Source organism: Aeromonas sp. FDAARGOS 1410, assembly GCF_019048745.1.
Taxonomy (GTDB): Bacteria; Pseudomonadota; Gammaproteobacteria; order Enterobacterales; family Aeromonadaceae; genus Aeromonas; species Aeromonas jandaei.
The window spans coordinates 4179919-4192111 of record NZ_CP077401.1; the positions used below are offsets into that span (position 1 = coordinate 4179919).

Below are 12193 nucleotides of genomic sequence, written 5' to 3' on the forward strand. Positions count from 1 at the left end.
CTCATCCCTGCAGATCTAACCAGGCCCCCAGACCAGCGAGACTGTCATAGGCAGTCATGTCAATGGTCAGGGGAGTTATCGAGACATAACCCTGCTCGATGGCAGCAAAGTCGGTTCCTTCTCCTGCATCCTGCTTGTCGCCGGGAGGGCCAATCCAGTAGATGGGCTGACCGCGGGGATCCTCGGTGCGGATCACCGACTCCGCCCGATGGCGATTGCCAAGGCGGGTCACTCTGATCCCCCGGATCTGCTCAAGCGGCAGGTCAGGTACATTCACATTGAGGATCTGATCCGCTGGCAGGGGGTGCTTCATCAACCCCTTCACCAACAGGGCCGCATAGTGGGCCGCCGTGGCGAAATGGGTCTTGCCCACCAGCGAGATGGCGAGGGAGGGATAGCCAAGGTGGCGCCCTTCGGTCGCAGCCGCCACCGTGCCGGAGTAGATGACATCATCCCCCAGATTGGCACCGTGGTTGATGCCGGCAACCACCATGTCAGGCTCGGGGCGCACCAGCTCGTTGACCGCGAGGTGGACGCAGTCGGTCGGCGTCCCCTTCACTGCATGATAACCGGTTTCGCTGATGCGGGTGACCCGCAGCGGCACCTCCAGCGTCAGGGAGTGACTCGCGCCGCTGCGGTTGCGATCCGGTGCCACCACCACGACCTCGCCGCAGGCGCGCAACGCCTCGCTGAGGGCACGGATGCCCTCGGCATGCACACCATCGTCATTACTGACCAGAATTCGCATCGGTTTGATTCCTGAAACCGTGATCGGCCTCTTCGGCCTGCATTAACTCGCGCACCACGCTGGTAGCAAAGGCGCCCGCCGGCAGGAAGAAGGAGAGAGTCAGCACCTCCCCCTCCAGTTGCCAGCTCATCTGCTCCGGCTTGAGCAGCAGCGGGCGGCGATCCTGATCCAGCCCCGCTTTCTCCAGGCCGTCACACCAGTCGCTGTAAGCCGCCAGTACGCCCTGTTCGAACTCGGCAGCGGCCCCCTGGCTGGCCAGCCGGCCACGCCCCCACTGGGGCGCGGTGAGCTGCACGTCGCCGGAGGCGAGACGCGCTTCCAGCTCGGGGGTCACGCTCTCTTCACTGAAGATGGAGTGGCTACCTTTGAGCATCACGCAGTCACCGGCCAGCAGCTGATGGGCCAGCCCCTGCTCGATACGGGCGCTGACGATGGCATTGAACAGCATGCTGCGCGCGGCGGAGAGGTAAAGAGAGCGCTTGTTGCGATCCTTGATCCGCTTGCCGGCAAACATCGCCTTGGCCGCTTCCAGGTTGTTGCCTTCACGGCCGAAACGCTGCTCGCCATAGTAGTTGGGCACGCCCTGGGTAGCGATAGCCTGCAGGCGTGACTCCAGCCCGTCGGCCTGCTCCAGACCGGTGAGACGCAGAGTGAAGTGGTTGCCCTTGAGATAGCCGACCCGCAGCTTCTTGTTGTGGCGCTTCACCTCCAGGATCCGGATGCTGTCGCTCTCGATGACGGAGAGGTCCGGCTCGGCCTTGCCCGGCAGGTGAATGCCGAACCACTGCTCGGTCACTGCGTGGCGATCCTTCAGGCCCGCCCAGGTCACCGCATTGCGGTTGACCCCGGCCGCATCGGCCAGCAGGCCAGCCACCCAGGCGGTGTTCTCGCCGGTTTTACGCACCCGGACGAAGATGTGCTCCCCTTCCCCGCAGGGTTCAAACCCGAGGTCTTCATTGACCACGAAGTCGGCGGCCTCGGCCTTGAGGATACCGCGGGCGGTGGGCGCACCGTGCAGGTAGGCAAGTTGTTCCAGCATTATTGTTTCACCAGTAAGACGACGGCTTCGGTGGCGATCCCTTCCTTGCGCCCCGTAAAGCCAAGCTGTTCGGTGGTGGTCGCCTTGACGTTCACCCGGTTCAAATCACATTGCAGATCGGCAGCCAGCACGGCGCACATGGCCTCGATGTGAGGCGCCATCTTGGGTGCCTGAGCGATGATGGTCACATCCAGATTGCCGATGGCATAACCTGCGCGCTGCACGCGGGCAAAGACATCCCGCAGCAGGATACGGCTGTCGATACCCTTGAATTCGGCAGCGGTATCGGGGAAGTGACGCCCGATGTCACCGGCACCGATGGCGCCCAGCAGGGCATCGCTCACCGCGTGCAGCACCACGTCGCCATCGGAGTGGGCGATCAGTCCCTGCTCGTAGGGAACCGGCACCCCGCCCAGCATGCAGGGGCCAACCCCGCCAAATTTGTGTACGTCAAAACCATGTCCAATCCGGATCATGCTCGCTCCTTGTTCGGCCTGTCTGTTCAGACCTCTTTGTTCTGATAGGTGGGCTTATGCCTGCTGGCTTAAAAACAGTCCCGCCAAAGAGAGATCCTCCGGCCGGGTCACCTTGATGTTGTCGGCGCGCCCCTCCACCATCCGCACCGTGAATCCGGCGCGCTCCATGGCGGAGGCCTCATCGGTAATGGTGGCACCGAGCGCCAACCCCTCTTCCAGTGCCCGCTTGAGAGGGCCGGTAGGGAACATCTGCGGCGTCAGGGCATGCCAGAGCTGCTCGCGCTCGACGGTGGCAATGATATTGCCGGCCGCATCGGAGCGCTTCATGGTATCGCGCACCCGGCTGCCGAGGATGGCGCCACCGCTCGTCATAGCAGTGGCAATCAAGGCGTCGAGATCGCCGTGGGTCAGACAGGGGCGGGCCGCATCGTGCACCAGCACCCACTCCCCTTGCGCCACATGGAGGGCGTTGAGGACGGAAAAGGCGCGCTCGGCGCCCCCCTCGACCCGCAGGATCCGCTCATCCTGCGCCACCGGGAGGGTGTCAAACCAGCGGTCATGGGGAGCCAGCGCCACGATCACCTGCACTATGGCGGGGTGTGCGAGCAGCCGCGCCAGGGTGTGCTCGAGAATGGTCTTGCCCGCCAGTTGCAGATACTGCTTGGGGCACTCGGCCCCCATCCGGCTGCCAATGCCGGCGGCCGGCACGATCGCCGTCAGAGCTGGAATACGGCTCGCATCAGTCATCGTAAGGGGCATCCGCTGGCACATTCTCTTTTTCTTTCTCTTTGGGGATGATCCGGTAGAAGGTCTCGCCCTGCTTGATGTAGCCCAGATCGTTGCGCGAAAGCTCCTCGATGGCCTCAAGGCCAGAGGTGAGATCATCGATCTCGCGATAAATAAGGTCGTTGCGATCCTTGAGGCTCTGGTTGTCCCGCTGCTGCTGCGAGATGGCCTCCGACAGACTCTGGTAGTCGGACAGCCCGTTCTTCCCCAGCCAGAAGTCATATTGCAGACCTCCCAGCAGGAGGATCAGGATCAGGGTGAATAGGCGCATGCTCTAGGTCTCCTTCAAGCGGCCTAGTGTCCCATATTCGGTGCAAAGACAAAAGAAAGCCAATACCCCGAAGGGGCCGGGCAAGCAGAAAAAAGTGCCCAAAGGTGAGTCAGATAGCGCAAAACCCCGCCAAACCGGCGCAAGGATTGACCAGTGTGGTCAGATGCGCCGGGGCGGGGTTGATTGTCAGAACGGAGGTGCCGCTATCAGTTGACGGCGACCGGCTCCCCTTCCAGCTCGGCCGGGGTGTTGTACTCCTCTTCGGCCTCGCGGAAACGCTCCAGCATGGTTTTTGAAGGCGCTTCTCCCAGCAGGCTGCCCGCTACAATCGCGATACAGGCAAACAGGAAGCCCGGGATGATTTCATACAGCCCCAGCCAGCCGAACTGTTTCCAGACGATCACCGTGATGGCGCCCACCAGCATGCCGGCCAGCGCGCCGTTGCGGGTCATTCGCGGCCAGAGCACGGAGAGCAGTACCACCGGGCCAAACGCGGCACCAAAACCGGCCCAGGCGTAACTCACCAGCCCGAGCACCCGGTTCTCCGGATTCATGGCAACGCTGATGGCGATCAGGGCTATGGCCAGCACCATCAGGCGCCCCACCCACACCAGCTCGCGCTGGGAGGCGTTCTTGCGCAGGAACGGCTTGTAGAGATCCTCGGTGATGGCGCTGGAGCAGACCAGCAGCTGGCAACTCAGGGTACTCATCACCGCTGCCAGAATGGCCGAGAGCAGCACACCGGCGATCCAGGGGTTGAACAGGATCTTGGAGAGCTCGATAAAGACCCGCTCCGGGTTGCCGGTGACGCCACCCGCCACTTCCGGGAAGCGGGCGAAGTAGGCCAGACCGAAGAAGCCGATGGCCACCGCGCCGCCCAGGCAGAAGATCATCCAGGTCATGCTGATACGACGGGCATTGGCCATGGAGTGGTGGGAATCGGCCGCCATGAAACGGGCCAGAATATGCGGCTGACCGAAGTAACCGAGCCCCCACGCCATCAGGGAAATGATGGCGATAACGTCCAGATTCTTGAACATGTCGAGGTTGCTGGCGCTCTTGGCGGCTACCTCAATCATGGCGCTGTCCACCCCGCCCACGGCGATGATGACAAAGACCGGCGTGAGGATCAGGGCGAAGATCATCAGGGTCGCCTGCACCGTATCGGTCCAGCTCACCGCGAGGAAACCGCCGAAGAAGGTGTAGGTGATGGTGGCGGCCGCACCGACCCAGAGGGCGGTGTTGTAATCCATGCCGAAGGTGCTCTCGAACAGGCGGGCACCGGCCACCACGCCGGAAGCGCAGTAGATGGTGAAGAAGAGCAGGATCACCAGCGCCGAGAGGATGCGCAGCACCTTGCTGTGATCTTCGAAGCGGTAGGTGAAGTAGTCCGGCAGGGTCAGGGCGTTGCGGTTCTTCTCGGTATGAACCCGCAGGCGGCCCGCCACCCAGCGCCAGTTGAGGTAGGCACCGATGACCAGACCGATGGCGATCCAGCTCTCGGAGATGCCGCTGATGAAGATGGCGCCGGGCAAGCCCATCAGCAACCATCCACTCATGTCGGAGGCGCCGGCGGAGAGGGCGGTGACCCAGCTCCCCATCCGGCGGCCGCCAAGGATGTAATCGTCAAAGTTGCGGGTGGCGCGATAGGCAACAAAGCCGATCAGTACCATCCCGAGGATGTAAACCAGAAAGGTGATTAACATGGGTGTGCTGGCTGTCATGCAAAACTCCGTTTTATTTCATCTTTTACCCGCTCTGATGACGGGCTCGTCCCTAAAAACCGGCCTAGCTTAATCACCCGTCCCTGTCGGCCCAACCCCTTTATTAACAAACAGAAAACACAATAAAAACCTTTGCGCAGCAAATCATCTCTACATCAAGGAGATAGAACCGAATTTCCTTTTCCGTCCGGGCGAGAGATCAGAGCACTTGCCCCTGCTATTGAGCGTTTTATCTTCACATTTTGTTACTATCGAGCTTTTTACATCCTCCCCGTCCCCTCCTACACTCGCCGCCCTGAATCCAACGAACCGGGGCCACGCCTATGTCCTCCCATCTGTCGCAACTACGCACCCTCGCCCGCCGTCTCCATCCGGTAGAGGAGTCGGGCCATCTCATCAGACGGGCCAAATTCGTTGGCCGCCTCTGGCTGCATCCGGGAGCCCGTGCCCTCTATCGCCAGCAGGAGACGCTGCCGCTGCTGGCGCAGGCGATCACCCGCTTCCCCGATATTCTGGAAAAACCGATTCACCCCTATCGCCACAAGGGGCTGCGCAAGGGGCTCCGCGCCGGGCTCATCACCGCCCACTACCGGCAGCTGGCACGGGCCCTGCCCGAAGCGCAGCAGCAGGCGATCTACAGCCAGAGCGGCTTGCAACTTGCCAGCTGGCAAAGCGACAAGCTGGCCGTACCACTCACCCTGCAGCTCGATTACCAGACCCACATGGCCAAAGAGGGGGAGATGAGCCTGACCCTCAAGCTCGGCGAGTCGGCGCTCTACTTCATGGCGCTCAACCTGCGCTGCGAGCCGCAGCCCACGCTGGATATCTGCTCGCTGCAAGGGGGCAAGGGGCTGAGTGAGGAGATCAAACTGGTCACCAAGGCGTGCGGGGGCCTGCGTCCCATGTCGTTGCTGGTCTACATGGCGGCCGAGCTGGCTCGCGGCCTGGGGTGTGAAACCCTGCTCGGGATCCGCACTCAAAGCCACGTCTACCAGTGCAGCAAGCGCACCGCAAACCGGGTCAAGTTCGATCTGGATGGGCTGTGGGAAGAGCATCAGGGCAACGTCATGGATGAACTCTGGATGAGCCTGCCGCTGCAGATACCGCGCAAGACGCTGGAGGAGATCCCCTCCCGCAAACGGGCCAGCTACAAGGCACGCTACCAGATGCTCGATCAGCTCGCCGGAGAGCTCGCCGATAATCTGCGCCGTAGCTAACCCGGCCCCGTACAAGGCCAGAAAAGAGAAAGGGCGAACAGCACGCTGTTCGCCCTTTCTTGTGGCCGATTACCGGGATTAGCCGTTGATGGCGACCGGCATGCCGCTGCGCTGCTCCAGCGCCTGTTTGACCAGCTGGGAGTCGCTGTCGGCGTGGGCAATGAAGCGGGTGATGGCCGGGGTCATCGGCAGCGGTGCCGGCAGGCTGGAGTTGAACTCCTCCTCACTGCGCGACAGCGGCTGATGTACTTCCAGATAGCGGCGGCCATCCGGCTCGACAGAGGCCTTGAGCGGCTGGTTGATGAACTGGACGCGAGTGCCTACCGGTACCTTCTTGAACAGGTACTCGATGTCATCGTTGCGCAGACGCACACAGCCGTGGCTCACCCGCAGGCCGATGCCGAACTGGGCGTTGGTACCGTGGATGGCGTACATCTTGCCGATGTAGAGCGCAAACAGCCCCATGGGGTTGTCAGGGCCAGCCGGCCATACCGCAGGCAGGCTCTCGCCACGGGCGGCGTACTCGGCGTGCATCTTGGCAGTCGGTGTCCAGGTCGGGCCCGCTTTCTTGCGCTGCACGCTGGTCACCCAGTTCTCCGGGGTGTCGGTGCCCAGCTGGCCGATGCCGATGGGCAGCACTTCCACCACCTTCTTGCCTTTCGGGTAGTAGTAGAGGCGCATCTCGGCCACGTTCAGCACGATGCCTTCACGGGGCGCATCCGGCAGGATCAGCTGATGGGGGATCACCAGCTTCTCGCCGGTCTGCACCAGCAGGGGGTCAGCCTTGGGGTTGGCTTCGATCATGTTGGTCAGCCCCAGCTGGAATTTTGCGGCAATGGCCTCCAGCGGCTGGCCGTTCTCTTCGGCCGGGACCACGTATTCCAGATTTTCCCCCACCAGACGGCTGTTGGCCGCAGGCAGAGCATATTCAACAGCGAAAACCGGCGCAGCGGTCAGCAGCAGGCTGTAGCAGAGTGTTGCCACACTATTGCGAAGGAGCTTCATAACTTTCCCATGATAATGACTGAGTTGACATCTCTGGGCTGACAGCTGATCAGACGAGGATCAGGGGCGCGAAGAGAAGGCCGCCATTTTTCTCTTCTGCAAAGCAAATTTCAACTGACAAGTAGCGGCGGGTCGACGATTAATATCGCTTTTTTTATCCGCCGCCACCCCCTGTCTGTCGCCCGCTTATCCCTTCTGCCAGGAGCGCATATCGTATCCAGTGGGAGATTGGTGCAACCGCAGATGAAATTGCTCGATGATGGCGAAAATGTGGTCGAAAATATCGGCCTGGATCCCTTCGTACTCGGCCCACGCCGTCGTCGCGGTAAAGCAGTAGATCTCCAGCGGCAAGCCGTCAGAGGTCGGCGCCAGCTGACGCACCATCAGGGTCATATCCTTGCGAATGCCGGGATGGGCGCGCAGATAGGCATCCAGATAGGCGCGCAGGGTGCCGAGGTTGGTGAGGTGACGGCCATTGATGGGACAATTCAAGGCATCGCTCAGCTGCTGGTTGTAACTGCTCAGCTCCTGCTCCTTGCGGGTGAGATAGGGCGCCAGCAGCTGGGCCTGCTTGAGCTGCAACTGCTCTTCGGCCGTCATGAAGCGCACGCTGGTCATGTCGATATTGATGCTGCGCTTGATGCGCCGTCCGCCCGATTCGGTCATCCCCTGCCAGTTCTTGAAGGAGTCGGAGATGAGGGCATAGGTGGGAATGGTGGTGACCGTCTTGTCCCAGTTCGACACCTTGACCGTGGTAAGGCCGATATCGGTCACCTCGCCGTCGGCGCCATATTTGTCCATCTGCAGCCAGTCGCCAACGTTCAGCATCCGGTTGGCAGAGAGCTGGATCCCCGCCACCAGACCGAGGATGGGGTCCTTGAATACCAACATCAGCACAGCGGTCATGGCGCCCAGACCGCTGAACAGGAACAGCGGTGACTTGCCAAGCAGCAGGGCAATCATCAGGATGCCGACCAGAATGCTGCCCACCAGCTTGGCCCCCTGGAAGATGCCGCGCAAAGGCAGATCCCGCCACAACCGGATGTTGCGGCTCACCGCCAGCACGCAGTCGAGCAGGGTAAAGAAGGAGAGCAGCAGGAAGAAGAGGATCCAGAGCTGGGCCGCCATCTCGATAAGCTTCAGGCTATCGGAGCTACGCGGCAGCCAGATCTCCGCCTGACCGAGCAGCACGGCCCCCTGAAAGACGAAAGCAAGCCGGTAGAAGAGGCGCTGTTGCAGCTGGGGTGGCAGCCACACCTGCTTGGCCCTGCCGAGAATACCCACCAGCCGCACCAGCAGAAAGCGGTGCAGCATCATGTGCAGCAGCAGCGAGGTGACGAGGATGAAAGCGAGCGCAATCACCAGCCCCATCATGCCGGTCACCTCGACCCCAAGCGCCGACAGCCAGTTAAAAAACGTCTCTTTCATTCCTCTCCCCCTATGCTGCAATGCCAAAACGTGGCCGTCAGGGTAACGCCCCGAGCCTCCAAGTCAAATAACGGGTCGCCACAAACGACAACGCCCGGCAAAAGCCGGGCGTTGTGATGAGACCGATTGGCGTTAGCCGACCAGACCCAGGGCATCGCGGGCGATGACCAGCTCTTCGTTGGTCGGGATCACCATGGCGCAACGGCTGTCGGCGGTAGTGATGCGGCCTTCGCCACCCAGTACCGCGGCGTTGTTCGCCTCTTTGTCCACCTTGAAGCCGAACAGGGCCAGACGCGCCAGCACCATCTCGCGCACCATGGCGGCGTTCTCACCGATACCACCGGTGAAGACCACGGCGTCCAGACGGCCATCCATCGCAGCGGCGTAGGCGCCGACATACTTGGCCACACGGTAGGTGAAGACATCCAGCGCACGCTTGGCACCGGCGTCGGTGGCGTAGTTGGTGGTGACATAGCGGCAGTCGCTGCTCGCTTCAGTCATCCCCAGCAGACCGGACTCACGGGTCAGGGTGTGGTTGATCTGCTCCACGCTGTAACCGAGCTGGTCGTGCATGAAGAAGACCACAGCCGGATCGATGTCGCCACAACGGGTGCCCATCGCCAGACCTTCCAGCGGAGTCAGACCCATGGAGGTGTCAACAGACTCACCGTTCTTGATGGCGCAAACAGAGGCACCGTTGCCCAGGTGGCAGTTGATGATGTTCAGTTCGTTCAGCGGCTTGCCCAGCTCTTTGGCCGCCTCTTCCGCGATGTAGCGGTGGGAGGTGCCGTGCGCGCCGTAACGACGGATGCCGTGCTCGCTGTAGAGCTTGTAAGGCAGCGCGTAGAGGTAGGCCTCCTGCGGCAGGGTCTGGTGGAACGCGGTGTCGAACACGGCCACGTTCTTGTCAGCCAGTTGCGGGAACACCTTGAGCGCAGCGCGGATACCGATGAGGTGAGCCGGGTTGTGCAGTGGGGCGAACGGGATAGCGGCTTCGATGCCGGCGATCACGCTGTCATCGATGCGAACGGAACGGGAGAACTGCTCGCCACCGTGTACGATGCGATGGCCGATGGCCACCAGCTGACCGGCCAGAGACGGATCCTGCGGCAGGATGTGGCCCACGATGTGGTCGAGCGCTTCCTGGTGAGCGGCACCCGCTCCCAGCATGGCTTCGCCCTTGACCCCGTGGAGTTTCCATTTGATACGTGCATCATCCAGATTGAAGCATTCGGCCAGGCCGGACAGCATGTCCTCACCTGTTTCGGCGTCCATTACGGCAAATTTCAGGGAAGAGCTACCGCAGTTAAGGATCAGTACCAACTTGCTCATTTTCTACATCTTCCTGTGCTTCGGCTTTATGCCGACAGTGTCGTGTCATCCAAAAGAGGATGGGATTCCCCTGCCGGGGGCTTATGGTCGCAGGAGGGTGCGTCCAATTTTTCAATTCTTGCTCTTGAAAGAGTCATCGCCACTTGTGGTGCGTATCACTCGTTTCAATGCTTGCGAGTCTCGACGCATCTGCTGCGCAGGGCTCGCGTCAATGGGGATGCTCAGGCGATGGCCAGCAGATCCCTATGTACCTTGACCACCAGCTTCTTCACTTTGGCGGGCTGGTTGCGCGTACAGAGCGGGCGATGCAGTTCGCCCGGCCAGAAGATGGCGAAATCGCCAGGTTGCAGCGCCAGATAGGTGGTCTGCTCGTCATCGACAAACCAGAGGTCGGGATGGGGATGGTCAGCCCCTTCGTCTGCATACTCATGAGGCCCGACACCGATCCACTCTTCGCCTGCCAGCAGCAGCTGGATATCGAGATAATCGCGGTGGAACTCGCCACGGCGATCCGCAGCCGGCTCGGTCATCTCCTCGCTCACCAGACAGAACAGCTTGAGGCCGTCGATCTCGCTCTTGCCAAGGGGCGCCTCGCGCCAGAGGGCAACGCTTTTGACCACCTCGACCATGATGCGATCCAGCGGGGCAGGCAGCGGCGTACGCTGCAACGTGTTCAGGCTACCGGTGATCATGGTGCGAGCATCTTCCTGTTAGGTATATCTGCGCGGCATCTTTGCCGCCCAATGAAAAAGGACCTGTTACAGGTCCTTCGATAATGCCCCCGGCGATCCGTGCAGAGGGATTAGAGCTAATGCTCACATTCAGCATATTGGGGCACTGTTACACACTCATCCGGTGGTTGCCAAGAGCGTGAACCCCATTTTTCGGGTGATCGTACCAGCTGAAACCATATTATTCACCACCCTTTTGCCGGCGACTTTGACCAGACGCAAAAACGGGAGCATCTGCTCCCGTTTTTTTCACGCAACCGGTTTCATTCAAGCCTTGCCGGCGTTTTCCACCGGTTTGGCATACATGGCACGCCAGATTGCCTTGTGCTCTTCCGGCACCTCTGACTGACGGGTCAGGAAGGCCGCCTGCTCGATGGTGTTGGCCTTGCCAGAGACATCGGCCGCCAGATAGTTGCTCGGGAAGAGGCGGTAGTTGCCCCAGATCGCCTTGTCGATGAGCGCGGCCAGTTCATCCGGATCGCTGAAGCCCTCGGTGATGGGGGCGCCAAAGGAGACGTGTACCCGCCCCTTCTGGCCGACGATGCCGGCGACGATGCTCTCGATGTCCTCGAACTCGCCCTTCTCGTAGCTGCCGTTGACCGACTTCTCGTACAGCTCGCGCGCCTTGGCCTTGTCGGTGGGATCCAGCTCGTAGCTGATGCTGACCGGCACGATATTGAGGCTGCGCATGTAGTCGACGAAGTCGATCTTCTGCTTCTTGCCGTCCACGTAGAACATCTTGAGGATGGCCGGATCGGTCTTGTCGTCGCCGTTCTTGGCGCGCCCTTCCTTCTGGGCGATCCAGATGGAGTGGCCTTCGTGCACCGACTGGCCGATGTAGGCCGACAGCTCGCCGAGCGCCTTCATCATCTCCCGCGGCCCCTTGGCGGAGCGCTTGACGATAAAGCTCTTGTTGAGCTTCATCAGCTCGGTGGCGCAGGGTTTGCGCAGCAGGTTGTCGCCGATGGCGATGCGGACCGTGTCAAAACCGTGGGTATAGAGACCCCAGTTGACGAAGGCCGGATCCATGGCGATGTCCCTGTGGTTGGAGACGAACAGGTAGCCCTGCTCCTTCTTCAGATGCTCGATCCCGGAGAAGGTCACCCCCTTGGTGGAGGTAGCGATCATCCGGGACATATAGTTGGTCACCCCGACCTGCACCTGATGCACTGTGGTCACTTTTGACCACTTGTAGCGCAGCACCTGGCGGATCAGCGGGCGAATCGCCCAGCCCAGCCAGCTCATCAGGGAGCCAAAACGGTATTTGGCGATGGCACCGATAAATTCATCATCCTGGATCAGCCGTTCGATGGCCGCCGGCACTTCTTCATCGCGGTAAGGGCGAATGTCCGCGAATCTGTCAACTTCAGTCACAATGTCAGCCTTGCATGCTAGGAAACCGCAGCCAACCCGCGTTGGCCGGGGAAAATTCAGGG

The 12193-nt window shown here is 61.1% G+C and carries 12 protein-coding genes; 1 reads left to right on the top strand and 11 read right to left on the bottom strand.

From position 1 onward, the window contains the following. Position 1: 1 nt before the first annotated feature. The 6 genes from surE to putP form a co-directional block, all read right to left on the bottom strand. A complete protein-coding gene (surE, locus tag I6L40_RS19375; RefSeq protein ID WP_041210183.1) occupies positions 2-748 on the bottom strand; it encodes a 5'/3'-nucleotidase SurE in 747 nt (248 codons plus the stop codon). Further along, positions 729-1787, bottom strand: a complete 1059-nt coding sequence (gene truD / locus I6L40_RS19380; RefSeq protein ID WP_203132730.1) for a tRNA pseudouridine(13) synthase TruD — start codon at positions 1785-1787, stop codon at positions 729-731. The genes surE and truD overlap by 20 nt, the downstream gene beginning before the upstream one ends. After that, positions 1787-2263, bottom strand: coding sequence for a 2-C-methyl-D-erythritol 2,4-cyclodiphosphate synthase (gene ispF, locus I6L40_RS19385; RefSeq protein ID WP_041210185.1), 477 nt, complete (start codon positions 2261-2263; stop codon positions 1787-1789). The genes truD and ispF overlap by 1 nt, the downstream gene beginning before the upstream one ends. 54 nt (positions 2264-2317) lie before the next feature. Beyond that, positions 2318-3010: a 2-C-methyl-D-erythritol 4-phosphate cytidylyltransferase gene (gene ispD, locus I6L40_RS19390; protein ID WP_216994733.1), complete on the bottom strand. Its 693-nt coding sequence runs from the start codon at positions 3008-3010 to the stop codon at positions 2318-2320. Beyond that, on the bottom strand, positions 3003-3320 hold the full coding sequence (ftsB, locus tag I6L40_RS19395; protein WP_041210187.1) for a cell division protein FtsB: 318 nt from the start codon (positions 3318-3320) through the stop codon (positions 3003-3005). The genes ispD and ftsB overlap by 8 nt, the downstream gene beginning before the upstream one ends. A gap of 206 nt (positions 3321-3526) precedes the next feature. Continuing rightward, positions 3527-5044 (bottom strand): sodium/proline symporter PutP, encoded by a 1518-nt coding sequence (putP, locus tag I6L40_RS19400; RefSeq protein ID WP_041210188.1) that lies wholly within the window; start codon positions 5042-5044, stop codon positions 3527-3529. A 323-nt stretch (positions 5045-5367) separates the two neighbouring features. Here putP and I6L40_RS19405 point away from each other — a divergent pair, with 323 nt between their 5' ends. Then, positions 5368-6261, top strand: coding sequence for a DUF535 family protein (locus I6L40_RS19405; RefSeq protein WP_216994734.1), 894 nt, complete (start codon positions 5368-5370; stop codon positions 6259-6261). A 78-nt stretch (positions 6262-6339) separates the two neighbouring features. Here the strand turns inward: I6L40_RS19405 and I6L40_RS19410 are convergent, their stop codons facing one another. From I6L40_RS19410 to I6L40_RS19430, 5 genes are all read right to left on the bottom strand, one after another. Next, on the bottom strand, positions 6340-7266 hold the full coding sequence (locus I6L40_RS19410; RefSeq protein ID WP_033113768.1) for a L,D-transpeptidase family protein: 927 nt from the start codon (positions 7264-7266) through the stop codon (positions 6340-6342). A gap of 186 nt (positions 7267-7452) precedes the next feature. Continuing rightward, positions 7453-8694 (bottom strand): mechanosensitive ion channel family protein, encoded by a 1242-nt coding sequence (locus I6L40_RS19415; protein WP_216994735.1) that lies wholly within the window; start codon positions 8692-8694, stop codon positions 7453-7455. Positions 8695-8826: 132 nt separating this feature from the next. Next, entirely contained in the window at positions 8827-10026 is a 1200-nt protein-coding gene (locus I6L40_RS19420; RefSeq protein ID WP_033113766.1) for an acetate kinase, read from the bottom strand. A 221-nt stretch (positions 10027-10247) separates the two neighbouring features. After that, positions 10248-10718, bottom strand: coding sequence for a YhcH/YjgK/YiaL family protein (locus I6L40_RS19425; RefSeq protein WP_071912874.1), 471 nt, complete (start codon positions 10716-10718; stop codon positions 10248-10250). Between the two features lie 306 nt (positions 10719-11024). Then, complete coding sequence (locus tag I6L40_RS19430) at positions 11025-12131, bottom strand: 1-acyl-sn-glycerol-3-phosphate acyltransferase (protein WP_216994736.1); 1107 nt, start codon at positions 12129-12131, stop codon at positions 11025-11027. Positions 12132-12193: the final 62 nt, after the last annotated feature.